This window comes from Corallococcus terminator (genome assembly GCF_003611635.1).
In the GTDB taxonomy this organism is placed as follows: Bacteria; Myxococcota; Myxococcia; order Myxococcales; family Myxococcaceae; genus Corallococcus; species Corallococcus terminator.
On sequence record NZ_RAVZ01000006.1, the window covers coordinates 39,108 to 65,402 of the forward strand.

At 70.1% G+C, this 26,295-nt stretch carries 24 protein-coding genes and 1 tRNA gene; 13 read left to right on the forward strand and 12 right to left on the reverse strand.

Annotation, left to right across the window (positions count from 1 at the left end; translation table 11 throughout):
- Nucleotides 1-99: 99 nt before the first annotated feature.
- The 7 genes from D7V88_RS01920 to D7V88_RS01950 all read left to right on the forward strand — a co-directional run bounded on the left by D7V88_RS01920 (nucleotide 100) and on the right by D7V88_RS01950 (nucleotide 5,445).
- Nucleotides 100-1,461, forward strand: a complete 1,362-nt coding sequence (locus tag D7V88_RS01920; RefSeq protein WP_244237914.1) for an IscS subfamily cysteine desulfurase — start codon at nucleotides 100-102, stop codon at nucleotides 1,459-1,461.
- 121 nt (nucleotides 1,462-1,582) lie between these two features.
- Entirely contained in the window at nucleotides 1,583-1,975 is a 393-nt protein-coding gene (iscU, locus tag D7V88_RS01925; protein ID WP_120538869.1) for a Fe-S cluster assembly scaffold IscU, read from the forward strand.
- A gap of 50 nt (nucleotides 1,976-2,025) precedes the next feature.
- On the forward strand, nucleotides 2,026-2,409 hold the full coding sequence (locus D7V88_RS01930; protein ID WP_120532155.1) for a HesB/IscA family protein: 384 nt from the start codon (nucleotides 2,026-2,028) through the stop codon (nucleotides 2,407-2,409).
- A gap of 110 nt (nucleotides 2,410-2,519) precedes the next feature.
- Entirely contained in the window at nucleotides 2,520-3,068 is a 549-nt protein-coding gene (hscB, locus tag D7V88_RS01935) for a Fe-S protein assembly co-chaperone HscB (RefSeq protein ID WP_120538870.1), read from the forward strand.
- Complete coding sequence (hscA, locus tag D7V88_RS01940; protein WP_120538871.1) at nucleotides 3,065-4,909, forward strand: Fe-S protein assembly chaperone HscA; 1,845 nt, start codon at nucleotides 3,065-3,067, stop codon at nucleotides 4,907-4,909. The genes hscB and hscA overlap by 4 nt, the downstream gene beginning before the upstream one ends.
- 2 nt (nucleotides 4,910-4,911) lie before the next feature.
- A complete protein-coding gene (locus tag D7V88_RS01945) occupies nucleotides 4,912-5,289 on the forward strand; it encodes a 2Fe-2S iron-sulfur cluster-binding protein (RefSeq protein WP_120538872.1) in 378 nt (125 codons plus the stop codon).
- A gap of 72 nt (nucleotides 5,290-5,361) precedes the next feature.
- Nucleotides 5,362-5,445: transfer RNA gene (locus D7V88_RS01950), tRNA-Leu, on the forward strand.
- Nucleotides 5,446-5,515: 70 nt separating this feature from the next.
- Here the strand turns inward: D7V88_RS01950 and D7V88_RS01955 are convergent.
- Nucleotides 5,516-6,598 carry a lysylphosphatidylglycerol synthase transmembrane domain-containing protein gene (locus D7V88_RS01955; protein ID WP_120538873.1) on the reverse strand — a complete coding sequence of 361 codons (1,083 nt, stop codon included), beginning with the start codon at nucleotides 6,596-6,598 and terminating at the stop codon, nucleotides 5,516-5,518.
- 17 nt (nucleotides 6,599-6,615) lie between these two features.
- Complete coding sequence (locus D7V88_RS01960) at nucleotides 6,616-8,208, reverse strand: alkaline phosphatase family protein (protein WP_120538874.1); 1,593 nt, start codon at nucleotides 8,206-8,208, stop codon at nucleotides 6,616-6,618.
- 153 nt (nucleotides 8,209-8,361) lie between these two features.
- Between D7V88_RS01960 and omp85 the strand changes: the two genes are divergently transcribed.
- The gene (gene omp85, locus D7V88_RS01965; protein WP_120538875.1) at nucleotides 8,362-9,537 is read left to right on the forward strand and encodes an Omp85 family outer membrane protein; all 1,176 of its coding nucleotides are present in this window, start codon (nucleotides 8,362-8,364) and stop codon (nucleotides 9,535-9,537) included.
- 30 nt (nucleotides 9,538-9,567) lie between these two features.
- Here omp85 and D7V88_RS01970 read toward each other — a convergent pair whose 3' ends face one another.
- The 5 genes from D7V88_RS01970 to fni form a co-directional block, all read right to left on the reverse strand.
- Nucleotides 9,568-10,647 carry a mevalonate kinase family protein gene (locus D7V88_RS01970; RefSeq protein WP_120538876.1) on the reverse strand — a complete coding sequence of 360 codons (1,080 nt, stop codon included), beginning with the start codon at nucleotides 10,645-10,647 and terminating at the stop codon, nucleotides 9,568-9,570.
- Entirely contained in the window at nucleotides 10,647-11,633 is a 987-nt protein-coding gene (gene mvaD, locus D7V88_RS01975; protein ID WP_120538877.1) for a diphosphomevalonate decarboxylase, read from the reverse strand. Before mvaD ends, D7V88_RS01970 begins: the two co-directional genes overlap by 1 nt.
- A complete protein-coding gene (gene mvk, locus D7V88_RS01980) occupies nucleotides 11,630-12,580 on the reverse strand; it encodes a mevalonate kinase (protein ID WP_120538878.1) in 951 nt (316 codons plus the stop codon). The genes mvaD and mvk overlap by 4 nt, the downstream gene beginning before the upstream one ends.
- 90 nt (nucleotides 12,581-12,670) lie before the next feature.
- Entirely contained in the window at nucleotides 12,671-14,002 is a 1,332-nt protein-coding gene (locus D7V88_RS01985) for a hydroxymethylglutaryl-CoA reductase, degradative (protein WP_120538879.1), read from the reverse strand.
- 33 nt (nucleotides 14,003-14,035) lie between these two features.
- Nucleotides 14,036-15,094 carry a type 2 isopentenyl-diphosphate Delta-isomerase gene (fni, locus tag D7V88_RS01990; RefSeq protein WP_120538880.1) on the reverse strand — a complete coding sequence of 353 codons (1,059 nt, stop codon included), beginning with the start codon at nucleotides 15,092-15,094 and terminating at the stop codon, nucleotides 14,036-14,038.
- 156 nt (nucleotides 15,095-15,250) lie between these two features.
- On the opposite strand from fni, the gene D7V88_RS01995 reads away from it, so the two are divergent.
- Both D7V88_RS01995 and D7V88_RS02000 read left to right on the forward strand, forming a co-directional pair.
- Nucleotides 15,251-15,658, forward strand: a complete 408-nt coding sequence (locus tag D7V88_RS01995) for a hypothetical protein (protein WP_120538881.1) — start codon at nucleotides 15,251-15,253, stop codon at nucleotides 15,656-15,658.
- Between the two features lie 153 nt (nucleotides 15,659-15,811).
- The gene (locus D7V88_RS02000) at nucleotides 15,812-16,768 is read left to right on the forward strand and encodes a zinc metalloprotease HtpX (protein ID WP_208726059.1); all 957 of its coding nucleotides are present in this window, start codon (nucleotides 15,812-15,814) and stop codon (nucleotides 16,766-16,768) included.
- Here D7V88_RS02000 and D7V88_RS02005 read toward each other — a convergent pair.
- Nucleotides 16,765-17,616: a 2-oxo acid dehydrogenase subunit E2 gene (locus D7V88_RS02005; RefSeq protein WP_120538883.1), complete on the reverse strand. Its 852-nt coding sequence runs from the start codon at nucleotides 17,614-17,616 to the stop codon at nucleotides 16,765-16,767. The two genes, D7V88_RS02000 and D7V88_RS02005, sit on opposite strands and share 4 nt — an antisense overlap.
- Nucleotides 17,617-17,842: 226 nt before the next feature.
- On the opposite strand from D7V88_RS02005, the gene D7V88_RS02010 reads away from it, so the two are divergent.
- Entirely contained in the window at nucleotides 17,843-18,922 is a 1,080-nt protein-coding gene (locus D7V88_RS02010) for a coiled-coil domain-containing protein (protein ID WP_120538884.1), read from the forward strand.
- 65 nt (nucleotides 18,923-18,987) lie between these two features.
- Here the strand turns inward: D7V88_RS02010 and D7V88_RS02015 are convergent, their stop codons facing one another.
- The 3 genes from D7V88_RS02015 to D7V88_RS02025 form a co-directional block, all read right to left on the reverse strand.
- Nucleotides 18,988-19,482, reverse strand: a complete 495-nt coding sequence (locus D7V88_RS02015; protein ID WP_120538885.1) for a serine/threonine protein kinase — start codon at nucleotides 19,480-19,482, stop codon at nucleotides 18,988-18,990.
- An 11-nt stretch (nucleotides 19,483-19,493) separates the two neighbouring features.
- A complete protein-coding gene (locus D7V88_RS02020) occupies nucleotides 19,494-20,378 on the reverse strand; it encodes a DUF2381 family protein (protein ID WP_158624968.1) in 885 nt (294 codons plus the stop codon).
- 76 nt (nucleotides 20,379-20,454) lie between these two features.
- Nucleotides 20,455-21,969: a Kelch repeat-containing protein gene (locus D7V88_RS02025; RefSeq protein ID WP_120538887.1), complete on the reverse strand. Its 1,515-nt coding sequence runs from the start codon at nucleotides 21,967-21,969 to the stop codon at nucleotides 20,455-20,457.
- 135 nt (nucleotides 21,970-22,104) lie between these two features.
- Here D7V88_RS02025 and D7V88_RS02030 point away from each other — a divergent pair, with 135 nt between their 5' ends.
- Both D7V88_RS02030 and D7V88_RS02035 read left to right on the forward strand, forming a co-directional pair.
- The gene (locus D7V88_RS02030; RefSeq protein ID WP_120538888.1) at nucleotides 22,105-23,646 is read left to right on the forward strand and encodes a sensor histidine kinase; all 1,542 of its coding nucleotides are present in this window, start codon (nucleotides 22,105-22,107) and stop codon (nucleotides 23,644-23,646) included.
- Nucleotides 23,643-24,953, forward strand: coding sequence for a M16 family metallopeptidase (locus D7V88_RS02035; protein ID WP_120538889.1), 1,311 nt, complete (start codon nucleotides 23,643-23,645; stop codon nucleotides 24,951-24,953). Before D7V88_RS02030 ends, D7V88_RS02035 begins: the two co-directional genes overlap by 4 nt.
- On the opposite strand, the gene D7V88_RS45020 is transcribed toward D7V88_RS02035, so the two are convergent.
- The gene (locus tag D7V88_RS45020) at nucleotides 24,931-26,259 is read right to left on the reverse strand and encodes a tetratricopeptide repeat protein (RefSeq protein ID WP_120538890.1); all 1,329 of its coding nucleotides are present in this window, start codon (nucleotides 26,257-26,259) and stop codon (nucleotides 24,931-24,933) included. The genes D7V88_RS02035 and D7V88_RS45020 overlap by 23 nt on opposite strands.
- Between the last annotated feature and the right edge of the window lie 36 nt (nucleotides 26,260-26,295).

Genomic DNA, 26,295 nt, shown 5'->3' on the forward strand with positions numbered 1-26,295 from the left:
GCCGATGTAGACCCTGCCGCTGCGCGCGGACCCACCGCGTCGCCGGGGAGCGGAGGGGAAGTCCCACCCTCCCGCATCATTTCTTCCGAGGAAGCCATGCTGAACCTGCCCATCTACATGGACAACCACGCCACCACCCCGCTCGACCCGCGGGTGCTGGAAGCGATGTTGCCCTACCTCCGTGAAGACTTCGGCAACGCGGCCAGCCGCAACCATGCCTTCGGCTGGAAGGCCGAGGCCGCGGTGGAGAAGGCCCGCCGGCAGGTGGCGGAGCTCATTGGCGCGTCGGAGAAGGAGATCGTCTTCACCTCCGGCGCCACCGAGTCCGACAACCTGGCCATCAAGGGCGTCATCGAGTTCTACAAGTCCAAGGGCGACCACATCATCACCCTGAAGACCGAGCACAAGGCCATCCTGGACACCTGCAAGCGCCTGGAGCGCGTGCGGCAGGAGCGGCTGGACGAGCTCAAGCTCTTGCGCCTGGGCCAGCTCGCCGAGCGCGACGTGCAGCCCGAGGACGTGGCGGAGCTCGCGGTGAAGTTCGACCTGGAGTCGGACGCGACGTACCAGAAGTGGGCGGAGATGCCGACGGGCGGCGCGCGCGTCACCTACCTGGACGTGGAGCGGGACGGGCGCATCAGCCTGGAGAAGCTGGCCGCGGCCATCACGCCCAAGACGGTGCTCATCTCCATCATGTTCGCCAACAACGAGATCGGCGTCATCCAGCCGGTGGCGGAGATCGGCAAGCTGTGCCGTGAGAAGGGCGTCCTCTTCCACTGCGACGCGGTGCAGGGCGTGGGCAAGGTGCCCTTCGACGTGGAGGCGATGAACGTGGACCTGGCGTCCATCAGCGCCCACAAGATGTACGGCCCCAAGGGCGTGGGCGCACTGTACGTGCGCCGCAAGCCGCGCGTGCGCATCGCCCCCATGGTGGACGGCGGCGGGCACGAGCGCGGCATGCGCAGCGGCACGCTCAACGTGGCCTCCATCGTCGGCTTCGGCGCGGCGGCGGAAGTGGCGAAGCAGGACCTGCCGGCGGAAGCCGCGCGCCTGTTCCGCCTGCGCGAGCGGCTGCGCACCGGCATCATGGAGCAGTTGGACTTGACGGTGGTGAATGGCAGCCTGGAGCACCGCATGCCGGGCAGCCTCAACATCTCCTTCTCCTACGTGGAAGGAGAGGCGCTGATGATGTCCATCAAGGACGTCGCGGTGTCGTCCGGGTCCGCGTGCACCTCCGCCTCCCTGGAGCCCTCCTACGTGCTGCGCGCCCTGGGCGTGGAGGAGGACATGGCCCACAGCTCCATCCGCTTCGGCCTGGGCCGCTTCAACACCGAGGAGGAGGTGGACTTCGTCATCCGCCTCGTGGTGGACAAAGTCCGCAAGTTGCGAGACATGAGCCCCCTGTACGAGATGGCCAAGGAAGGCATCGACCTGAAGAGCATCGAGTGGACGGCGCACTAGCCGCGCAGGTTTTTCCACCGACACGGATTCCAACCGGGCACGGGAGCCCCCGCCCGCCCGGCAGCGCATCGGTTGCCCCCCTGGCGCATCAGTTCAAGCGTTGTGTGAAGGAGCGTTACGCATGGCTTACAGCGAGAAGGTCATCGAGCACTACGAGAACCCCCGCAACGTGGGGACGCTCGACAAGAACGACCCGAACGTGGGCACCGGCCTCGTGGGCGCCCCCGCCTGCGGCGACGTGATGCGCCTCCAGTTGAAGATCAGCGATTCGGGCGTCATCGAGGATGCGCGCTTCAAGACCTTCGGCTGCGGCTCCGCCATCGCGTCCAGCTCGCTCGTCACCGAGTGGGTGAAGGGCAAGACGGTCGACCAGGCGATGACCATCTCCAACAAGGACGTGGCGCGGGAGCTGGCGCTGCCCCCCGTGAAGATCCACTGCTCCGTGCTGGCCGAGGACGCCATCAAGGCGGCCATCGAGGACTTCAAGAAGAAGCGCGCGGCACGGCAGTCGTAGTTGGCGGCTCTCGACGCACGCTGCACCTTTCAGGAAGCGAGGACGACCCCATGAACGAGCAGGCCCAGACGACCCAGGCCCCTCAGACGCCCCCCAAGCCGGCGCCCAAGGGCATTGGCCTGGCGGACAGCGCGGTGGAGCGCCTCAAGGTGCTGCTGGCGGAGCGCCAGACGCCGGAGGCAGGGTTGCGCATCGCCGTGAAGGGCGGTGGCTGCTCCGGCCTCCAGTACTCCATGGAGTGGTCGGAGAAGTCCCGCGAGCGCGACAAGGTGTTCGAGAAGGACGGCGTGCGCGTCTTCGTGGATCCGAAGAGCTACCTGTACCTCATCGGCACGGAGCTGGTGTTCGAGCAGACGCTGATGGCCTCTGGCTTCAAGTTGAACAACCCGAACGTGAAGGCCGCCTGCGGCTGCGGAGAGAGCTTCTCCGTCTGACGTGACGCGCGGTCCACCCGCCCGCCCCGTCGGTCAGGGAGCGGGTACCAGGGGTCCGGCCCGGTGCCGGGCCCCTTTTTCGTTTCGCCCCCCATGAGGATTCCCCCACCGTGAGGACCCACTTCGACGTGTTCGGGCTGCCCCGCTCCCACGCCGTGGACGTGCCGGCCCTGGAGAAGCAGTTCCGGGAGCTGTCGCTCCAGCTTCACCCGGACCGCGTCGCCCAGGGCAATGCCCGCGAGCGGCTCCAGGCCCTGGAGGGCACCACCGCCCTCAACGAGGCCTACAAGACGCTCAAGGACCCGGTCCGCCGCGCCTTCTACCTGCTCAAGCTCCACGGCATCGACCTGGACCGGGAGGACGCAGGCGCACAGAAGGACATGCCCCTGGCGTTCCTGGAGGAGGTCATGACCCTGCGCGAGGACCTGGACGACACCATCGCGGCGAAGGACCTGCCGAAGGCCCAGGCCATGGCGAAGGACGTCGCGGCGAGGAAGCAGGCGGCGCTCGCGGAGGCCGTGTCCGCACTCCAGTCACTGGAGGGAGCGGGCGATTCACAGGACGGGATTAGAAAGGCATCGCACGCGCTGGGGCGGGTGCGCTACTTCACGCGCTTCCTCGAGCAGGTGGACGCGTTCGAGGAGGAGGTGCTCGCGTGAGCAACAACGGCTTTATGCAGATCCACGACCCGCTGAAGCCCAAGGGGCACGTGGTGGGCATCGACCTGGGGACCACCCACTCACTGGTGGCGTCCGTGTCCCAGGGCAAGCCCCGCTGCGTCCCGGTGGACGACGGGGATTCGCTCCTGCTGCCCTCCGTGGTGCACTACGGCAAGGACGGCGGCGTGGTGGTGGGCGCGCGTGCGCGACTGCTCGCGGCCGACGCCCCCACGGACACCATCGTGTCGGTGAAGCGCTTCATGGGCCGGGGCCCGGATGACGCGGAGACGCGCAAGCTGGGGGCCTACCGCTTCGTTCCCGGCTCGCAGGTGGTGCGCTTCGACGTGGCCGGCGGCCAGCCGGTGACGCCCATTGAAGTCTCCGGCGAGATCCTCCGCGCCCTGAAGCGCCGCGCGGAGGCGCACTTCTCCGGCAAGGTGGAGCAGGCCGTCATCACCGTGCCCGCCTACTTCGACGATGCCCAGCGGCAGGCCACCCGGGACGCGGGGAAGCTCGCGGGCCTGGAGGTGCTGCGGCTGCTCAACGAGCCCACCGCGGCGGCCCTGGCCTACGGCCTGGACAAGGGCAGCCAGGGCATGTTCGCCGTCTATGACCTGGGCGGCGGCACCTTCGACATCTCCATCCTCAAGCTGGAGGACGGCGTCTTCGAGGTGAAGTCCACCGGCGGCGATTCGGCCCTGGGCGGCGACGACTTCGACCGCGCCATCGCGGAGCGCGTGCTCCAAGCGATGGGCGCTGCCTCCCCCACCCCTTCGCAGGTCGCTGAGACGATGGCGGCGGCGCGCAGGGCGAAGGAAGCGCTGACGGACGTGGCGGAGGTGACGCTCAGCGTGGGCGGACACTCGCAGCCCGTCACCCGCGCGGACTTCGAGGCGTGGATCCAGCCGCTCGTGCAGAAGACGGGCATGGTGTGCCGCCGGGCATTGAAGGACGCGGGCGTGGGGGCCGGGGAGCTGGACGGCGTCATCCTGGTGGGCGGCTCCACGCGCGTGCCGGCGGTGCGCCGCTTCGTCGCGGAGCTGTTCGGCCGCGAGCCCCTGGGCGACATCGATCCGGATCAGGTCGTCGCGCTGGGCGCGGCGGTGCAGGCGAGCCTTCTCACCGACGGCAACCGCCAGGACGAGGTGCTGCTGCTGGACGTGCTGCCCCTGTCGCTGGGCTTGGAGACGATGGGCGGCATCGCGGAGAAGCTGATCCAGCGCAACTCCACCATCCCCACGGCGGCGGCGCAGGTGTTCACCACGTTCAAGGACGGCCAGACGGGCCTGGACGTGCACGTGGTGCAGGGCGAGCGGGAGCTGGTGCAGGACAACCGCAGCCTCGCGCGCTTCACCCTCTCCGGCATCCCGCCCATGGCGGCGGGGATGGCCCGGGTGGAGGTGCGCTTCCAGGTGGACGCGGATGGCATCCTGTCCGTCACCGCGAAGGAGCAGAGCACCGGCGTCGCGCAGACCATCACCGTGAAGCCCAGCCACGGCCTGTCGGATGAGGAGATTGAGCAGATGCTGCTCGACTCCATCGACTACGCCGAGGACGACATCCAGGCCCGCCAGGTGCGCGAACAGCAGGTGGAGGCCGAGCGCGTCCTCACGGAAGCCGACCGACAGTTGCGCGAGAACGCGGCCCTGCTGGAGGCCGGCGAGCCGGAGAGCATCCAGGCCGCCATGGCCCGCGTGCGCGAGACGGCGAAGGGCAAGGACTACCTGGCCGTGAAGGAGGCCCTGCACGCGCTGGACGAGGCGTCCCGGGCCTTCATCGAACGGGTCATGAACCGCGCCATCACCCAGGTGGTGTCCGGCCATTCCGTGGAGGAGTACTGACCGTGCCCAAGGTCACCTTCAAGAGCCCCCTGGCGGAGGTCGCCGTGGACGTGCCCCCGGGCACCACCCTGCTGGACGCCGCGGAGAAGGGCGAGGCCCAGGTGGGCCATAGCTGCGGCGGCGTGTGCGGGTGCTCCACCTGCCATGTGTGGATCCGCAAGGGCTTCGACTCGCTGAGCGAGCAGCGGGACGACGAGATGGACCGCCTGGACATGGGCTTCGACGTGCGGCCCTATTCCCGCCTGTCCTGCCAGACGGAAGTGGCCAGCGAGGACGTCACGGTGGAGATCACCGAGGAGTCCCTCGTCGCCTTCATGGATGAGAACCCGGCCATCCGCCGGAAGCTCGAATCCGAAGGGAAATGGCCCCTGAAGAAGTAGGCCAAAAACGGGGCTTGACCGGGCAGAAGAGGTTCTTTATACGTCTGCCCCGTCGCAACGCCGCGCCAACCCGCCCGGGTGGTGGAATTGGTAGACACACTAGATTCAGGGTCTAGCGCCTGCAAGGGCATGGAGGTTCGAGTCCTCTCCCGGGCATGAAGTAAAGAAGGGCCCCGACCACAAGTCGGGGCCTTTTTTGTTTTCCGGCAGCAGGCCTTCGCGCGGATCAGGGCGGCGCGGGTTCCACGGCCTCATGCGCCACATGGTGCGCCGCGGCGTTGGCCAGCCGGCCCCCCTTGCGCAGGTCGCGGATGCGCAGCTTGCTGTGGTGCACGGACAGCGCGCCCACGGACACCTGGCTGAGCACGGTGCCCAGGTGGGTGAGCGTGGCGAAGGCCGCCGCCGCTTCCGGACTGGCCCCCAGGGAGCGCGCCGCCCAGCTCGTCACGAAGTAGTAGATGCCCATGCCCGCCGGGACGCCTGGCAGCGCCTGTCCCAGGGAGATGGCGCCCAGCACCACCGCGCCCGCGAAGAGCCCGCCAGGGATGCCGATGCCGTGCAGCGCGAGGCCATACGCCAGCGCGGAGGCGGACACCGGGAAGATGGAGAAGAAGAACACCTTCGCCATGCCCTTGAACGAGCGCGCGGTGCCCAGGCCCTCACCCACGTGGCTCAGGAAGCTCTCCACGCGCGGCAGGCTGTGACGCTTGTGCAGCCAGCGGCCCAGGGGCGCCGCCCAGTGGGCCAGCAGCACCACCAGCGCGACCAGCCCGATGCACAGCGAGATGGCCACCTTCAACTGCCCCTGGAAGTGGGCCATCGTCATGCCGAAGGGGCCCAGGAAGGACAGGGCCACCAGCAGCATCAGGCAGGCGAACTCCATCAGCTTGCACACGCCCACGGAGCCCAGGCCCCGGATGAAGGGCACGTGCTGCGTGCGCGCGAGCAGGAAGGCCCGCGTCACCTCGCCCAGCTTCCCCGGCAGCGCGTTGTGCACGAAGACGCCAATGCCCACCAGGTGGTAGCGCTCCTTGAACGGGATGGGCTTGCGCAGCGTGGCCTGCCACTGCACCGCCCGCAGCGGCACGAGCGACGCCTGGAGCAACATGAAGGGCACCAGCCACACCAGGTGCCCGGGCAGGTCCGCGATGAACTGGCGCAGCGGGAAGCGGGGAATCAGCAGGTCCCCTGCCCCGCTCAGGTTCCACTTGAAGAAGGCCGTGGACAGCAGGAGCACGGACAGCACGAGCCCCACCACGGCGCCCAGCACCTTGAGCCACGTGCGTCCACCGGCGTTGGGAAGCCGCATGGTCCTCCCTTCGGGTTTCAATGCAGGATTCGCGGCGAGCCCGTGTCCAGGTAGGCCTCCGCCAACCGCTCGTGCAGCCGCGCGCAGTGGCTCAGGCCAGACAGGTCCACCGGCCCGTTCGCGGGCCACATCACCAGGCTGTCGGACTCCACCTTCGTGAGGCCCCCGTGCGAGCCGAACTCCCACGCGAAGCCCACCGTGCCGCCCTTCTGGACGGCCTCGCCAAAGAGCACCAGGTCGCCCGCCGTCTCCATGTGCGGCAGGCCGTGGAGGAAGTCCGCCACGGCGCGCCGGCTGTATTCGGATGACAGGGGCGCGCGGTCCAGGTCCGCCGGGCCATAGACGCCCCCGCCCATCACCACCACCGCCTCCGAACCCCGGCGCATCGCCACCATGCCGATGTCCGGATTGTCCATGGCCCGTGCGAGCACCTCCGGATACCGCGCCAGCAGCTCACGCGCCTCCAGCGGCGCGGCACGACCGCTCAGGTAGATGTGCGCGAAGTTGCCGGCCTCCACCACCACGGGCACGAAGGGCTCACGCGCGGCCGTGTCCGGCGTCGGCGCCTCGCGCCCATCCAGCAGGCCGCGTCGCACGTCGTCGCGCAACGGCGGCGTGGGGCCTTCGAAGAGCACCGCCTCCAGACGCCGGCCCTGGCGCTGCTCCAGGGGCAGGCTGTCCACGTGGCCGTGGTCGGACAGGAGGATGACGTCGTAGGGCTCCGGCGCCGCGCGGGCCACGGCGAACAGCTCCGCCAGGGACGCGTCGACACGGTGCAGCTCCTGCATCGCCAGCTCGGAGCGCGGGCCGCGCCGGTGGGCCACTTCGTCGAAGTTGCCGTACACGAGGTAGATGAGCGGCACGCCGCGCACCATGTCCACCAGGGACTTGGTGTACGCGAAGCTCCAGCCCAACCGCTGGAGGAGGATGCGGCTCAAGAGGAAGCCCTGCTCGTGGCGCCAGTCGTTGACGGAGTGCGCCCACTGACGCACCTCGCGCACGGCATGGAAGGACTCCATCCCGAACGAGCGCAGGAAGTCCCATGCGCCCCGGGTGCGCGCCGCGCCCAGGCCCTGCATCTCGTACGCGAACGAGCGCGCCATCAGCTTGAAGCTGGACAGCGTGCTCATGCACATGCGGTTGGTGGCGCCCGCGTGGAAGAGCGAGAAGTAGGTGTGCCCGCCGTCATCCAACAGGCTCGTGCGACCGTGGCCCCGCAGGCGCGCGTCGATGGCCATCGCGTCGCCCGGGGTGTTCATCTGGACCTTCCGGCCGAGCGCCCGGTCGTACCAACTGTAACCGGGCAGGTTTGGATGCTGGAGCCCGTAGAGCAAACCCGCCTGGAAGAATGGGGTAGAAGTGGGTGCGCCCCAGAAGGCGTTCTCCAGGTGATACGCGCCTGAGCGCACCAGGTGTCCGAAGAATGGCATCCGCCCCGTGACAATCGCCTCGTCCAGCAGGGCCTTGGGCACCCCGTCCAGATGCACCAGCAGGACGTTGCGCGCACGGCGCGCCGCCACGGGCGGAACTTTCGCCCCGATGCGCCGGACGAGGGTGTTCGCCCAATTCCGTGAATTCTCGCTGACGAGTTCGCTCAGACTTTCGCGCACGTTGACGGCTCCCCCATCCCGCGAGGCAAAATGGGCATTCAGGGGGACAGGAGCTTCTGGGGCCGCGATGCTCTCTTGGAGAGCAGGCGGGCAGAACGTTCACTGATCCCGGGCTGGAATCGATGCGCCCCCCTGGGGCTTCACGGGGTTTCGATGCTGGCTCCTTTCGTCTGTCTCTTCTTCCTCCTGCTGACGCTCAGCGCCGCCGCGGCCGGTCGGACCGCGCCCGGGCTCCTGCCCGTGAAGAAGACGCCGACGATGGACGGCATCGCGCTGCCCCTGGTGAGCTTCAGCTCGGATCAGGGCTTCGGCTACGGCGCGGTGGGCGGCATGTACCTGTACGCGCCCGGCAAGACGCCGTACGCGCACGCGCTGTCCGCGCAGATCTTCTTCAGCTCGCGCGGCGCCATGAATCATTACCTCCGCTACGACGGCCCGCAGTTGCTGGGACCGCTGCGGTTGGAAGGCCGGCTGGAGTACCGCAAGGAGAAGAGCAGTCCCTTCTTCGGCGCGGGCAACCTGTCCGCCCCGGACTTCCGCGGCAACGTGGACGACCAGCGCTACAACTACGACAAGGGCTCGCCGGGCCTCTGGGTCCGCCTGCGCGGCCGGCCCTTCGGTGAGACGCACCCCTTCCAGTCCTACGTGGGCTACGGGTGGCGCAACACCAGCGTGTCACCCTACGAGACGTCCATCCTCGCGCAGGAGAAGCCCATCGGCATCGAGGGCGGCACCAGCGGACAGATTCTCGCGGGCGCGCTCTGGGACACGCGCGACGACGAAGCGGATCCGACTTCCGGTGGCGTGGAGGAGGTGGCGCTGCGCGTGTCGGGCCTGGCCACCTTCAGCCGCTACCAGTACGCGGGCGTGACGCTGAGCGAGCGCCGCTACATCCGGCTGTCGCCGCGGCTGGTGTTCGCGCAGCGGCTCACGCTGGACATGCTGTTTGGCGAAGTGCCCTTCTTCGAGTGGATGACCACGGGCGGCGTCAACGTGTCCGAGGGCATTGGCGGCATGAGCAGCGTGCGCGGCATCGAGCGCAACCGCTTCGCCGGCAACGTGAAGGCCTTCAGCAATTCGGAGCTGCGCTTCCAGGCGGCGAAGATGTCCGTCCTCGGTCAGCCGCTCGCGCTGGGCGCGGTGGTGTTCCTGGACCTGGGCCGCGTGTGGCACCCGGGCGTGACGGATGGCAAGTGGCATGAGTGGCACCCGGGCATCGGCGGCGGTCTGCGCTTCTCGCGCCGCGCGGCCGTGGTGCGCATGGACTACGCGCGCTCCACCGAGACGGGCCGCCAGCGCTTCTACATCACGTTCGGTCACATGTTCTAACGGCCGACCCGAACGCGCGCAGCACCGTCTTCAGACGAGCGCGTCCACCCAGCCGCGAAGCCGTGGGTCCGCCTGCGCTTCACCGCGCACGCCGGGCTCCACGTCCAACGTCAGCGTGAGGAAGCCGCGCGACTCCAGGCCCTGGCGCAGCTCCTCGCGGGCCTTCACGTCCGGAGCGAAGAGGATGCACCCGTCCCCGCCGCCCGCGCCGGACAGCTTGCCCGCGCAGCCGTAGGACGCGGCGATGGCCAGCACCCGGCGCATGCCTTCGGTCTCCAGCGGGCCCAGCTCCAGCAGCAGCGCGTGCTGGGCCTTCACCGCGTCCGTGAAGGCGCGGAAGTCACCACCGCCCAGGCCATCCTCGATCGACTGGCCCAGCGCGTCCGAGCGCTCCACGAACGACTGACGACCCGCTTCCGCGAGCTTCGCCTCCACCTGGGCGATGAGCAGCTTCGTGGACGCGCTCTCCCCGGTGAAGGCGTAGAGCATGGCCACGCGGGGCGCGGGCATGCGCCACAGGTCCACCGGGGGCGATTCCGCGAGCGCCGCGTGGAAGCGGCCGGTGTTGGCGGCCTCCGTCAGCGCCGTCACGTCGTAGCGCCGGTAGCGCGCGAGGCCGCCCGCGAAGCTGGACGCCACGTCGCCGCCACTGCCCGTGCCGCCCTGCCCCAGCGTGTGCGCGACGAGCGCGAGCTTCAGCACGTCGAACTTCTCTTCCAGGATGAAGCGGGCGGCCTCCGCCGCGAGCACCGTCGCGGAGGCGCTGCCACCAATGCCCAGCTTGTGGCCGCCCGGCCCCAGCGCGCCCGGCGCCACCGCGACATCGAAGCCCACGCTGGGCCGTCCGTGCGCACGCAGCGCTTCGTCCAGCGTGCGCGCGACGAAGGAGAAGCCCGCCGGCACGTCGCGCTCCCACTTCACGCCCCGGGGCGTGGTGAGGCCCTGGAGCGTCCCCTCCTCCAGGCAGATGTGCACGCGCGAGTCCTGCCGCCTGCGCACGTAGGCGGCCGTGCGGGGCGCCACCGCGGCCACGCGCGAGACGCCTCCCCACAGCACGGCGTATTCGCCGGAGACGAACAGCTTGCCGGGTGCGGAGAGGGCGCGCTCCATCAGAACAGGTGCTCCGTCAGCAGCGTCGCGTCCCCGCCGGGCACGCAGCGCACCACGTCCACCGCGCCGCACGCGCGGGCCACGGCCTCCGCCGTCACCTCGTGCGCCGCGTCCGTCAGCAGCACCGGGTTGGGCCCGGCATCGAGCGTGAACCACACCGGCACGCCCTTCTTGCGCTGCTCGCGCAGGTTCTGGATGAGGCCCAGCGTGGCCGGGCTCAGGTAGCAGAGCGGCGGATCGGCCGCGAGCGACGTGCTGTGCATGCGCCATGCGTTGCGCTCACACAGCTCTCCCAGCGCCTCCAGGTCCTTCTTCGCGATGAGCTCGCGGGCGCGGGGCACCTCGGCCTCCGCGTCCTTCACCCACGCGGCGTAGTAGGGGCTCGTCTCCACCGCGCCCTTCATCCCGTCGCGCGACTTCACTTCCTTCTCTCCGCGGTCGACGATGGCCACCACCATGCGCAGGTCCGACCAGTGCCCCGCGTCGAAGCGCTGCACGGCGTAGCTGTCCTCGCCGTCCTCGCGCTCGCCGCGCATCCACTCGCAGAAGCCGCCCTGCACGCTGCGGCACGCGGAGCCGCTGCCCCGCCGCGCGAGGATGCTGGAGGCGCGGGTGTCCGACGGGAGGCCCGCCGCCGCGCGCCCCGCCACCGCCAGCGCCGCGAAGCCCGCCGCGCTGCTGGCGAGGCCCGCCGCCATGGGGAAGTCGCCGCGCGACACCACCTTCGCGGGGCCCAGGTCGCGGCCCGCCTGCACGCGCACGGCGTCCAGGAGGCGCAGCACGCGGTCGCGCTCGCTGCCCTTCGCGACGTGGCCGTGCAACTCCACCTGGTCGGACCCGGCGCCGAACTCCACGGTGGTCGTCACGTGGATGGGCGCCAGCGTGAGCGACAGGCTGGACTGGTGCGGGAGGATGAGCGCCTCGTCGCGCTTTCCCCAGTACTTCACGAGGGCGATGTTCGGATGCGCCCGGACGGTTGCTTTCATGAACGATCTCCGTGGGGCCGCGGTCCCGCCAGTTGGCTGGCGAAGCAGCGCACGCCGTCGCGCGTCAGCTTCGCGACCACGGGCCCCGGTTCGAGGAAGAGGCCGATGACAGCACCGCCGTCACCCCCTGCCCCGGTGAATTTGGCGCCCAGCGCGCCCATGCCGCGCAGCCGGTACACCATGTCTTCCAGCGCCGGAGACGACAGGCCCAGCGCGCCCAGCAGGCCCTGGTTGACGTTCATCGCGTCCCCCAGCCCCTCCAGGTCGCCAGCCTCCACCGCCTTCGATGCCTCGGTGACGAGCTTTCCCACCTGCGCGAACAGCCGACGGTAGCGCTCCGGCCACCGTGCCTGCCGCTCGCGCAGCGCGCCCACCGTCACCTTCGTGGGACTGCGCGCTCCCGCCAGCGCCACCACCACCGACAGCGCGCGCGGACTCTTCACCTCGCGCGCCCGGCCGACGACGCCCGCGGGGCTTTGCACCCGGCGGTAGAGGATGAGCTTCTCCTCCGCGCTGGTGGTGTGGTCCACGCCGGACGGCGTGCCGTGGAACTCCTGCTCCATCTCCCACGCGAGAATCGCCGTCGCCTTCGGCGTGGGCACCTGTCCCGAGGCCTGAAGCAGTACGCGCGACAGGGCCACCGCCAGCGCCGCCGAGCTGCCCAGCCCCGCGGACAGGGGCAGTTGAGGCTCCAGCGTCACCTTCACCTTGGGCTCGCCCACCAACCGGGCCGCCCTCGCGAACGCCTTGCGCATCAGCCGCTTCTGCGCGGCGTCCGCCGTCACCGGCACATCGAGCTGGCAGGAGCGCGCGGGCACGCCGCGCGCCGTCACGCCGAAGCTCAGGGGTCCGGCGAGCGCGGGGTAGCCGTACACCACGCTGTGCTCGCCCAGCAGGATGACCTTGCCGGCACCGAAGGCGACCAGGGGATTCGTCGAGGCAGTCATGGCACCGGACACTGGACAAGGAAGAGGGGCGGGCACTTTACCAAGCGCACCGCCCCGCCAGGGTCCCCGCGAACAGGCGCGGGGGAGGAATCAGCCGTTGGTGATGGTGACCGCGACGGCGGGCTTCTCCAGAATCAGGCTCGCCAGGATCTCCTTCGCCTTCTCCACCTTCACGTGGCCGGCCTTCACCAGGAGGTTGGCGACCTTCTCCACGTCGCCGCCGCGCGCACCCGCCGTCACCGCGACGCTGCGGGCGTGCATGGCCATGTGGCCCTTCTGGATGCCCACCGAACCCAGGGCCCGGAGCGCCGCGAAGTTCTGCGCGAGCCCCACCGCCGCGAACACCATGGACAGCTCGCGCACGCCCGACACGCGCAGCAGCTTGAGCGCCACCTGCACGCCCGGGTGCACCTTGATGGGACCGCCCACCGTGCCCAGCGCGAGCGGCAATTCGATGCGGCCCACGAGGTGCCCCTCCTCCAGGTACCAGGTGGACAGCGGCCGGTACTGGCCCCCGCGGCAGGCGAACGCGTGCGCGCCCGCTTCGATGGAGCGCCAGTCCTGACCGGTGGCGATGGCCACCGCGTCGATGCCGTTCATCACGCCCTTGTTGTGCGTGGCGGCGCGGTACGGATCCGCTTCCGCGAAGCGGCTCGCCTGGGCGATGCCCTCCGCGATGGTCTCTCCCGGCAGGTCGAAGTCCGCCAGCATCGACAGCGGGATGCGGCAGGTGGCGCGCGCGAGCCTCTTGTCCGACAGGTTGGACAGGATGCGCAGATACACCCGGCCGCCCGTCACCTGCTCAATCAGCGGCGCCACGCCCTCGGCGACCGTGTTGATGAGGTTCGCGCCCATCGCCTCCTGCGTGTCGATGAGGATGTGGACGATGAGCAGCGGCTCGCCGCGCGGACCCTCCGGCGCGGGCAAGAGGCGCACCTCCACGTCCCGGGCGCCACCGCCACGGGCGACCATCGCCGGGTGGAAGCTGTTCGCCAGGGCGAGGATCTCCTCCTTCGCGTCCAGGATGCGCTCGGAGGCCAGGGTGGGGTCGCCGTAGTTCGACACCTGCACCTGGCCGATCATCATCGACTCGTCGGCCTCCGCGACGAAGCCGCCGGACTCGCGGACGATCTTCGACGCGAACGACACCGCCGCCACGACGGAGGGCTCCTCCACCGCCATGGGCACGATGTAGTCGCGCCCGTTGACGTTGAGGTTGAGCCCCAGTCCCAGCGGCAGGGAGAAGATGCCCACCGCGTTTTCAATCATCTGATTGGCGAGGACCGGCTCCAGCGTGCCCACACCGCGGAGCTGCTCCAGCTCCTCGTCCGACAACCGGAACATGCGTCCGATCTGAGCGAGGCGCTCTTCCATCGGCAGCTTGTGGAATCCGGAGAGCCGGGATGTGACGGTGTCAGACATGTTGTTCCTTCCCAACCTGGGAGCCGCCCTGCTTCACAGGGCCGCCAACCAATCCTTCAGAGCTCCGGACACCACGCGCGGACGCTGCCGCAACTCCGCGACGTTCCGACTTCCCGTCAGCACCAGCGCCTGCCGCAGGGCCGTCAGGATGACCTTCAATGCCTCTTCCGCCGCCGCGAGGCCGCCCTGCTGCTGGGCCCGGAACAACGGGAGCGCCATGCCCGCGAGGTCCGCGCCCAGCGCGAGCACCTTCGCGCAATCCAAACCACCCCGCACCCCGCCGCTGGCGACGAGCCGCACGTCGGGCCCCACCGCCTTGCGCACGCTGGCGATGGCCGCCGCGGTGGGGATGCCCCAGCCGCTGAACTCCGCGCCCACCTGCGCCTGCGGCCCGGTCGCGCGAAGCTGCTCCACGCGCACCCACGACGTGCCGCCCAGCCCGGAGACATCCACGTTGCGCACGCCCAGCTCCACCAGCCGCCGCGCCACGTCCGGGCCGATGCCGCACCCGGTCTCCTTCACCAGCAGCCGGTCGCCAAAGGCCCGCGCCAGCTCCTCCACCACGCGGTAGCCGCCCCGGAAGTCGCGGTCGCCTTCGGGCTGCGTCAGCTCCTGGCCGGCGTTCAGGTGCAGCGCCATGCCGTCCGCGCCAATGGCGTCCGACAGCCGCCGCACGCCGTCCACGCCCAGGCCAATGGCCTGGTACAGCCCGATGTTGCCGATGAGCGCCACCGTGGGCGCCACGTCGCGCACCGCGTACGAGGCCGTGCGCGAGGCGTCCTCCGCCATCGCGCGCTGGCTGCCGACCCCGAAGGCCAGCCCGTGCCGCTCGGCGAGCAGCGCCAGCTCGCGGTTGACGGCTCCCGCGCGCTCGGTGCCACCCGTCATGCCGGTGACGAGCAGGGGCGCCCGCAGCGCCTTGCCCATGAACGGCGTGCCCAGGTCGACTTCGTCCGCCGCCAGCTCCGGCATGGCGCAGTGGATGAGGTGGACGTGCTCCAGCAGCGTCGAGTTCTGCGCGGGCTCCACGTCGCCGGTGGCGCACAGGTCGAGGTGGGCATCCTTGCGCCTGGCTGTCGTCTCGTCGCCCATGTCCCGGAAAGCCGCCCGCTCTGTCGTTGCAAAAAACGTGTAATTCCGTTGGATTCCTAGCAAGTGGCGGGGCCGGGGTGCAAGCCAAAGGACCCGAGCGGTCGCACTCGGGGCGCGGATGGACGGCACGGCTTCTGGACGGTATGAGCCCGTCCCGTGAACGCGCCGGAGAACAGGGTCGTCGTCTTCCTGCACAGTGGCGAATACGACCGCGTGCACCAGGGCCTGTCCATCGCGGCGGCGGCGGTGGCGTCCGGGCGGCGCGCGGAAGTGTACCTGTTCTGGTGGGCACTGGAGCGTTTCCTGCTGGACCGCCTGGACGAGCCGGACTTCACCGGCCGTGAGGACATCAGCGACCGCTTCGAGAAGCGCCGCATGCCCACGCTGCGCGCCCTGCTGGAGCACATCCGCGAGACGGGGCTCGCGACGGTGGCCGGCTGCACGGGCTCGCTCGGCGCCCTGGGGGGCGAGCCGAAGGCGGGCGACAGCGGCGTCGACATCTGGCTGGGCTGGAGCGCCATCCTCCAGCGTACGGCGGGCGTGACGGATCGTTTCTACCTGTGAGGAAATCCCGTCGCGGAAGCAGGACGGACGCCGGGGCAGCCCGGCCCCCTCTTCATTGACGCCTCCCCGCGCCTGCTTACGTTTCCTGGGTCCCCAGCGGTTGACCGGGACGAAAGGCACGGAACGAGGACCATGGCGCAGCGTGACCCCCACATGACATCCCGAGGACCGGCCGCACCGGCGCTCAAGGGCGGCGGGTGGCACCGGCTGGGCAACGCCTTGAAGACGACCGTCCTGCTGGCCGGGTTGACGGCGCTGGTGCTCGTCATCGGCCAGCGGCTGGGCGGCGCGCAGGGGCTCGCGATGGCGGGCTTCTTCGCGGTGGTGATGAACTTCGGCTCGTACTGGTTCAGCGACCGCATCGCGCTGGCCATCCACGGCGCGCAGCCGCTCCCCTACGAGCAGGCGCCCTGGCTGCACGAGATGGTGGAGCGCCTGTCCGCCCGCGCGGGCATGCCGAAGCCGAAGGTGTACCTGCTGCCCACCCGGCAGCCCAACGCGTTCGCCACGGGCAGAAACCCCAGCCACGCGGCGGTGGCGGTGACGGCGGGCATCGTGGACATCCTGGACCGGCGCGAGCTGGAAGGGGTGCTGGCGCACGAGATTGGCCACGTGCGCAACCGGGACACGCTCATCGGCACGGTGGCGGCGACGCTCGCGGGCGTCATCAGCTACGCGGCGCAGATGCTCTTCTGGTTCGGCGGGAGCATGCTCAGCCGCGGTGACGACGAAGAGGGCGGTGGCGTGGCCGGCGCGCTGTCCAACCTGGGCCTGCTGCTGGTGGCGCCCATCGCGGCCACGCTGCTGCAACTGGCGGTGAGCCGCTCGCGCGAGTACGGCGCGGACGCCACGGGCGCGGAGCTGTGCGGGGATCCGGATGCGCTGGCGAGCGCCCTTTTGAAGATGGAGAACGCCGCGCAGGCCATGCCCTATGACAGGGCCCCCGCCACGTCGCACCTGTTCATCGTCAACCCGCTGCACCACGGCGGGGTGATGTCGCTGTTCTCCACGCACCCGCCCATTCCGGAGCGCGTGCGCCGGCTGCGCGAGATGAGCGCGCGCCGGGGCGGTGGAGCGCGGGCGCGTGGCGGCTGGGAGTACGCGTACTAGCGGGATGAAGCAGGGGCGCCCGGCGGCGTGTCGAAGAAGTCCGCCGGGTGCTCCAGCAGCTCTCGCAGCGTGTTGGCGATGACGCCCGCGTGGTAGCCGTCGATGAAGCGGTGGTCGAAGGACGCGTTGAGGCTCATCACGCGGCCGGGCACCACCCTGCCCTCCTCCACCACCGCCACCTCCCGCACCGCGCCGGGCGCGATGAAGATGGGCACGCGGGTGAACGGCGCGAGCGGCAGGTACGCCGTGTCCAGGCCCAGGGTGCCCGCGTCCACCACCACCGCGGAGCCGAATGGATCCTTCGGCAGCCCCAGCCAGTCCGGATCCACGTTCAGCGAATACGACAGGAACGACATCAGTCCGGTGAAGCGGTGGAGCAAGAGCGGCGGAACGCGCTTCAGGAGGCCCCGGCCCTTCTCCAGCGCGGCGTCACGGCCTTCGCGCGCCCGCGCCACCGCAGCGTCCAGTTCCTGCGCGACGGCGTGCAGGCCCTTTTGATCCACGTCCTCGATGCGCGCGGGCGTGAGCCCCGGCCGGTCCGCATCCGCGTCGGACACCAGCGCGCACAGGGTGATGTGCTGGCGCAGGTAGATGCGCTGGAAGCGCAAGAGCGCGTTGGCGTCCGGGCAGCGGCGCAGCGCTTCACCCAGGGCCTTGATGACCAGGTGCAGGGGGGTGAGACGGACCCCGGTGCGCTGGTGGAGGGCGTCCAGGTACGTGAGCGCCGCGTCCATGCGCACCGTCAGCGTGCCGTAGACGGTGGGGTCGTACGCGGTCGTCCAGCTCCCGATGGCGAGCTTGCGGAAGCTCGACACGTCCTGCTTCGGCTTCAGCTCCAGGTGCGCCATGGGCTTGCTTGGACTCCCGTGAGGACGGCTGCGAACCCCCTGTTTACGGATTCGCCGGGGCGGGCGCCAGACCGGACCTGGAAAGGCCAGCGCACGGCAGGCGGGGCTCCGAGGCCCGGCCGGTGCGGCAGGAGCCCGGGGGTGTGTCTGCCAGTGAAGCCTTGACGCGCCATGTCCCGGCGGTAGGCTGCCCCGCTTTTTGCATCCTTCTGTGGAGGTTGTTCCCTTGGTCGTTGCTCTCATCTTGGTATCGATCGGTTTCGCCGTGACGCTCGGCCTGCTCCTCTTCGGAGACAAGGGCGGCGCTTCAGGCGGTACCGCGAACCGTCCGTCGGTCTCATCGCCCTCGTTCCGTGGGGAGCTGGAGTCGGAGACCAAGGCTCGCGCCAAGGCGGAGTCGGAGGTCCAGCGCAAGCAGAAGGAACTGGACGAACAGCGCGCGCAGCTCCAGGAGGTCAAGGAGCAGCTCAAGCAGACGAAGCGCAAGCTCTTCGACCAGAAGGAAGGCGACAAGGGCGCGCAGGACCTGGTGAAGGCCCGCGCCGAGGTGGAGCGCAACGCCAGCATCCAGCTCGCGCAGACGCGCGAGGAGCTGTCGCACGCCCTGACGGAGAACGCCAAGCTGCGCGCCGAGGCCGACTCGCGCGGTGGCAACCGCCGCCGTGAAGCCCCCGCCCCCGTGCAGGCCGTGACGTCCACGCCCGCCCCTGTCGCGGCCGCTCCCGCGTCCACGGACCAGATCGCCGCGCCCGCGAGCGAGCCCGTGGTGAGCGCGGCGGTGTCGGTGCCGTCCACGCCGGTGGCCCCGGCCGAGCCCGTGCGCCGCTACCGCGAGCTGAACGACGCGGACCGCGAGAAGATGGACCGGCTGGAGACCGCGGCGAACAAGGACCGCGCGCGCGCCGTGGAGCTGGAGAAGGAGCTGCGCCGCATCAAGGGCCGCACCGATACCCAGGCCCGCATCCTCGCCGTGACGAAGTCCGAGGCCGACCTGGGCAAGGACAAGTACAAGGCCCTGGAGAAGCGCCTGAACCGCACGCTGTTGGAGCGCGACCTGCTTCGCCGGGCCATCAAGGACCTGGAGAAGAAGACGGGCATGCTCGCCGACCGCACGGAGCTGACGCCGGACGAGGTCGCCGCCAGCGACCAGCGCAGCGACGAGGTTGCACGCGCCCGCGCCGAAGCGGAGGCCCGCGCCGCCGCCCCGGCCACGCCGACCGAGGCCGCTCCCGTGGAGACCGCCGCGCCGGCCGCCTCCACCGAGGGCGAGGCGAAGCCTTCCGAGGCTCCGCCGTCCAACGCCTGAGTGAAGTAACGGCTTGAAGCACCGAGGCCCCGCTTCCCTTTACCGGGATGCGGGGCCTTCGTGTTTCAGCGGAACGCATCCACGATGTAGACGCCTGCGCTCGAGAACTCGAGGATGGCCGTTCCCGGCTTGGAGTCAGGTCGTTTCCGGAGCTGTCCCTTTGACAGCCTGGCCACCGCGCAGAGGGGAATCCTGTCTCCCCCATCCGGAGGCTGAGCCTCGTAGTACCGGATGACCACCTGCGGACCGCCCGTCCATACCCGACCGTACAGCCGCGTAGGCCCCCTGAGAGGCCCCAGGTTGGTATTCAGGACGCTCTCCACGGGCCCATCGTAGAGCGTGATGGGACTCATATCGTCCTGATTGAAGTCGAGTTCTATCTGCGCGCTGTCGCCGACGTTCAAGCGAAGGAGTCGCATCACGCGCAGCGTGGCGTCCGGGCAGTCCTCGTACTCCGGAGTGCCATCCGCGCGCAGCCCCACACCCCGTCGAGTCGTGGTGCACCCCAGCGCCAGTGCCAGCACAAGGATAACGGAGGCCCACGGGCGCGGTGCATTCATGTCAGATGGACTTACTCCTTGAAGAGGCGCCATTCCAGGACGAGGTAGGCCTGCGACAGACCATCGGCGCGGAACAACTCCAGCGCCAGTTGTTCCAAGCCTTGAGGTGATTGGAAGACGCTGTCGTCCGCGACGACGGCGATACGGCCCGTGGCACCTGGAGCAATTTCATCCTGCTTCATGCGCAAGGCAAACGGGCGAGACTCCCCACTCGAAACCGTAGACAGCCGAGCTTCCTTCAGGCTCCAGGGATTTTTTGCATCGTGGTTGGTGACAGAGAACAGCACCGCAACCTTCGGAACTGTTGTGCTCGTGAGAACCTCGACCACGATATTCGCGCCCTCTTCCTTGAGGGCCCAGCGCCGTCGATTCGTGAAAGGGGTCTGCGTGATGTCTCCGTTGACCACGAGCGCGGCGAGCGCATGGTCCGAAGAGCGTTCCTCCTGGCGCAGGCGCGCGATCTCCTCTCCCAGCACACGCTGCTGTTTGAGCGAATCCATCAGCGTCGAGTACATGGCCTCGTAGCGCTGACGGTCCTCGAACACGTTCACCTGTTGGTCCAGTTCGGCCCGCCGGCCCTGTCCAGGAGCCTTCAGGAGGAGCGGGATCTCCCTTCCGTTCGTGAGCGTCACGAGCAGGGGCACTCCTTCGTCCTCCGCCAGGTCCCTGATCGGTTCCACGACCACCTTGCGGCCACCCACCAGTAGCGGCTCGAAACGGCCCTCCCAGGCCAGCATGCGGGTCTTCGAAGCATCCACAGGCGCCTCGAAGCGCAGGACGGTGGCGACCGCGCCCTTCACGTAGACGCTCGGCGTGAAGTCCTCGGGGTGCTCCGACAACAGCACCGTGCGGACCGCGGGCTCCCGCGCTTCCACCGCCGCGCTCAAGAGGAGCACGGCCAGGGCAAACCGGGCAGGTAGGCAGGTCACCATAGGACCTGGACGCTAACAGTCCGCCTGGAGCGTGCCCACTTCAGTCGCGCGGCGGCGGCATCAGCACCAGGGCCTCGATGGGCGCCCGGGGTTCGCCGCTGGTGTCGTCCACGCCGCCCACCACCAGCACCGATCCATCCGCGAGCGCCGTGCACGAAAGCCCCGCGCGCGGCTGCGGCAACAGCGGCAGACCCAGCACGCTGGGTTGGGCGTCCTTCGCCGGAATGATCAGCTCCGCCCAGGCGGTGGCGCGCGGCGTACCGGATTCGGTCCCCTGCCCGCCCAGCACCACCACCCGCCCATCCGGAAGCGACACCGCGCACGCATGGCTCCGGGGCAACAGCGCCGGTCCCGCGCTCACCCGGAGCGCACTCTCCAACACCTCGGAGGAGCCCACGGCGCGCGCTCCTTTCACCGGATCCACGCCGTCGAAGCCGCCGATCAACAGCGGGAGGGGGCCGTCTTCTGCCCGACCGAGCATCGCCACGGAAGCGCCCACCCTGGGAACCTGGAGCCGTGGTGGCACCGGCAACAACCACACGAACGTGTCTCCGTCGAACACGGAGGACAGGACGTCCGCCTCGGGCCTCACCTCATCCGAGCCTCCCGCGACCAGAATCGTACGGCCGCCCTCCAGCACCGCCAGCGTCGCGTCCACGCGGCGCAATTCACCCATCCCGTCGAAGAAGCGCCCGGAGGACGCATCGAAGCCCTCTAGCGCGAACACCCCACTCCCATCCGCCGCACGCCCACCCGCCAGCAGCACATGCCCTTCCGCATCCACCGCGGCCGCGTGCTGGTAGCGCGCGAACTTCGGCGCCAATGCGGTCGCCTCGCCCGCCGCCACGTCCACGACGCGGGCCGTGCGCTGCATCGACAGCAGGTCCAGCGCCTCCGCCCCCCCCACGAGCAGCACCTTGCCGTCCGGCAGCAGCGACGCCGTGTGGAAGGCCCGTGCACCCACGTCCGGCCCGGGGCTGAACATTCCCTCCCTCGGGTCGAACACCTCCGTCGTCCCCGACACCAGCCGCGCTCCATCCCTCTCGGGCGCATAGCCTCCGGCGAGCAGCACCCGTCCGTCCTGCAACAGCGTCGCCGTGTGCCCCGCCCTCGCCTCGCGCGGCACCGCGCACGTGTCGGGACTCACGGCCTGATTCGCCGGCGCGAACTCCCCCAACCTGCGCAGGAACACCCGCACCGACGTCGCCTGCCCCTCCGCGACGTCGAAGGGCGGCGTCCTGCCCAGCGACCGCAACTGGCCGCCCCGGTCCGGAGCCCCCGCGTACGCCCGCACCTCCAGCACCCGCGCGCTGCCTGGCGGAATCGCCGGGACATCCTCCGCCGTCCACCGCACCGTGGACACCCGCTCCCGGGGCGCATCCATCCCCGGCCCGCTGACGCGGAAGCGCAGGTGCGTCACCCCTTCCAGTGGCGGAATGCCGGCACAGGAGGCCGTGACGAGGTGCAAGGAGGCGGTGACCTCCTTCGCGCCACAGCCGGCGGACAGGGCCAGCAGGGCGGCCAGGAGCATGGAGCGGACAGGGCGCGGAGACATGCGGCGGACGCTACCAGCCCGCTTCCGGCCTCGAAGGACGAAGTCTGGACGCCCGGCGAGGGCGGAAGCAGGCGGGCCGGCGGGGATTGCGCTGTAATGCGCCCGCCCCAGGACGTATGTCCTGTCCCCTCCCGAATGAAGCTCTCGCTCGCCACCCGCATCTTCCTGGGCTACGCGCTGGTGCTCCTGACGTTCGGGACGGTGTCCCTGTTCAGCGTGGCGGAGCTGCACCGCAACCGGCTGGAGATCCGCCTCGTCAGCCAGGGCTACCTCCAGCTGTCCCAGGACGCCGCCGCGCTGGAGACCTTCCAGACCAGCCAGGAGAAGGACACCGAGCGCGTGCTGGAGCAGAACAGCGTGGAGACGCGCCGCGCGCTCATCCGGCTCGCGAGCCTCTACTACTCGCCCCAGATGGCCCAGCGCCTGGAGGCCGCCCGCGCCAAGGCCCGCGAGGTGCTCACCTTCGCCCCCGAGGGGGAGGTCCCCTTCGTCATGGAGCTGGACTCCCGCTTCGGCGAGCTGTCGAAGAACTCCCAGGCCTACGGCCACGCGGTGGAGGCCGTGTTCGCCGCGCTCGCGTCCGAATCCCCCAGCGGCGACGAGGTGGCGCGCGCCACCTCCGAGCTGCGCCAGTTGGAAGCCGCCATCGGCCGCGAGCTGCGCGTGCTGCGCGCCACGCTGGGCAACCGCATCCGAGAGCGCGTGGACGGCGCCGAAGAGCGCGAGCGCCGCACCGGCCTCACCATCATCGCGCTGTCCATCATGGCCATTGGCGTGGGCGTGGGCGTCACCGCGTGGTCCGCCCGCACGCTGCGCCCGGTGCGCACCCTCATCGAGGGCGTGTCGCGCATTGGCAAGGGTGACTACTCCGCCCAGTTGGGCGTGCGCGGCGACGACGAGGTGGCGCTGCTCGCGCGCGAGTTCGACCAGATGGCCCGCTCGCTCCAGGCCCGCGAAGCGCAGCTCAAGTCCCAGGCCGAAGCGCTGATGCGCGCCGAACAGCTTGCCGCCGTGGGCCGCATCTCCGCGCAGATCGTCCACGAGGTGCGAAACCCGCTGTCCTCCATCGGCCTCAACGTGGAGCTGCTCCAGGACGCGGTGGCCACCGCCCGGTTCGACTCCACCGACACCGCCGTGGAGGCGCGCGAGCTGCTCTCCGCCGTCACCTCCGAGGTGGACCGCCTCACCGACGTCACCGAACAGTACCTGCGCATGGCCCGCCCCGCCCGACCGGACCTGGAGCCGGAGGACATCATTGCGGTGCTGGACGGGGTGCTCGACTTCACCCGCGAGGAGCTGGTGCGCGCGGGCGTGGAGGTGGTGCGCGACTTCGCCCCCGGCACGCCCCGGGTGCTCGCGGACCAGGGGCAGTTGCGCCAGGTGTTCTTGAACCTCCTGCGCAACAGCCGCGAAGCCATGCCCTCCGGAGGCCGGCTCACCGTGGCCACCCTGCCCTTCGAGGGCGACGTGGAGGTGTCCGTGCGCGACACCGGCAACGGCATGACCGAGGAGGTCCGCCGCCACCTCTTCGAGCCGTTTTTCACCACGAAGGAGGGGGGCACCGGCCTGGGGCTGGCGGTGAGCCAACAAATCCTCCAGGCCCACGGGGGCTCGCTCTCCTGCCAGAGTATTCCCGGCCAGGGGACGACCTTCGTGTTAAGGCTTCCCTGCGCATGAGCTTTAAACCGTTCCGGGACGTGCTGCCCTCCGGGCTGCGCGTCGTCACCGTCGAGACGCCGCACCTGCACACCGCCCTGCTGGCCGTCTACGTGCGGACTGGCAGCCGTCACGAGACGCCCGGGAACAACGGCGTCAGCCACTTCCTGGAGCACCTGTTCTTCCGGGGCAGCGAGGGCTGGCCGGACACCGTGAAGATGAACGCCGCCGTGGAGGAAGTCGGCGGCAACCTCAACGGCGCCACCACCCGCGACCACGGCTACTACTACACGCCGCTGCACCCGTCGCACCTGCGCGTGGGCATGGACGTCATCGGGGACATGCTCACCCGCCCCCGCCTCACCGACATGGAGGTCGAGCGGCAGATCATCCTGGAGGAGATGCTCGACGAGGTGGACGAAAAGGGCCGCGATATCGACCTGGACAACCTGTCCAAGCGGCTGCTGTTCCCGGACCACCCGCTGTCCTTGAAGATCGCCGGCACCAGCGACTCCGTGAAGGCCCTCACCCACGACCAGGTGCGCGAACACTTCCTGCGCCACTACGTGGCCGGCAACCTGGTCGTCACCGCCGCGGGCCGCGTGCGCCACTCGGAGGTCATGGCGCTGGCCGAGCGCGCCTTCGCCCACCTGCCCCGGGGCGAGGCCTCCACCGAAGCGCCGCCGCCCCTCATCGGGCCCGGGCCGCACTTCCACTTCGTCACGCACGATGAGTCGCAGACGGAGTTCAAGCTCACCTTCCGCGTCGTGCCGGAGCAGCACGAGGACTACCCCGCGCTGCAGATCCTCCGGCGCCTGCTGGACGATGGCCTGTCGTCGCGGCTGCCGTTCGAAATCGTGGAGAAGCGCGGGCTGGCGTACTCGGTGAGCGCCGGGCTGGACACGTACCACGACACCGGCCTGTTCGAGATCGAGGCGGCCAGCGCGCCGGAGAAGGCCTCGCAGGTGGTGGCCGAGTCGCTGCGCGTGCTCGGCGCGCTGTGCGACGAGGAAGTGGGCGCGGAGGAATTGAACCGCGCCAAGCGCCGCCACCGCATGCTGCTGGAGTTCTCCCAGGACTCACCGGGCGAATTGGCCGGGTGGTTCGGCGGCACGGAGCTGTTCCGCACGCCAGAGACCTTCAGCCACCGCGCGGACCTGGTGGACCGCCAGACGGCCGCGCAGGTGCGCGACGCGGCCCGGCGCTACTTCACCCGCGAGAACCTGCTGGTGGTCGCCGTGGGGCAGAAGAAGGGTCAGAAGGCGCTGGAGAAGGTGGTCGCGGAAGCCGCGCTGCCTTCGTCCGTCAGCGCCGTCCCCCGCGGATGATGATGGGGCCCGACGAGGCCCCCCTCTTTCGCGGGGTGGCCTTCTCGATGGCCTTGCGGATGCGCAGGTACTCGGGGTTCTGCGGCTCGCGCTGCAGGGCTTCATCGATGAGCTTCTTGCCGCGCGGAAGCTGCGTCTCGATCTGCGCGTAGATGCCCGCGAGCGCGGCCTTCTCCTCCACCGACGCCTCGCCCAGCCCCAGCAGTCGCTCCAGCGTGGCCTGGGCCTCCAGCTTCTTGCCGGCCTTCAGGTACAGCCGCCAGATGCGCGAGAGCGCGGGACCGAAGGCGGGCTCCGTCTTGAGGGCGAAGCGGTAGCTGTCCTCGGCGGCGCGCACATCCTCCTGGTCCTCCTGCACCCGGCCGCGCACGTACAGCCCTCGGGCCAGCCGGGGACGCAGTTGCAGCGCCCGGTCCACGAACTGCTGCGCGTCCGTCAGGCGGCCCTGGGCCCGGATGATGTCCGCCAGCCACGCGAGCGCTTCGGCGTTGTCCGCGTCGTCCTCCAGCAGCAGCTTGAGGGCGGCCTCGGCCTCCGCCGGGCGGCCCAGCGCCATCAGCACGCGGGCCTTCATGGCCACGACGTCCGTGGTCGCCGCGTCCTCCGGCGGCACGGACTGGAGGTCGGCCTCCGCCAGGTCGGAGAAGCCGCTCATCAGGAAGTAGCGCGCACGCAGCAGGCGCGCCGCCGTGAAGCTGGGCGAGTGCTGGAGCACGCGGTCCATCAGGTTCGCCGCGAGCAGCTCCTCGCCCTTCATGAGGAGGATCTCCGCCTCCACCGTCTTCGTCGCGGCGTCGTCCGGGTTCTCCCGGAGGGTGCGCTCCAGGGTGGTGAAGGCGTCCTCGGCGTGCCCCTGCCGGGCCTGGAGACGCGCCAGGGTCAGGATGTCGCCGGGCGTCAGCTTGCCCTCGTCCCGCAGGGCCACGAGCGTGGAGATGGCCAGGGAGGCCTGCCCCTCCCGCAGGTACAGGTCCGACAGTTGCTTCTGGATGACGGGATCGCTGCCAGGCAACAGGCCTTCCGCCTGCTTGAGCGTCAGGATGGAGGCGCCCGAGTTGCCGCTCAGCCGGTGGGCCTCCGCCAGGAGCAGCAGCGGCTCCACGCTCTCCGGGGCCGAATTGGAGGCCTTCTGGAGCGCGGCGATGGCGCGGCCGTAGTTGCCCTTGGTGAGCGCCTCGCGGCCTTCGGACAGGGAGGACTGGACCTGGGTGGCCTGCGTCTGGGCGGCTGCCGTCTCCGGGTCCTTGCAGGCAAGCGGAAGGAGCAGGACGAGCGTCCAGGGCCGGGGGAAAAATCGCGGAGGCATCACTGAGCGACAGGGTAGCGGATGTTATCCTCCTCC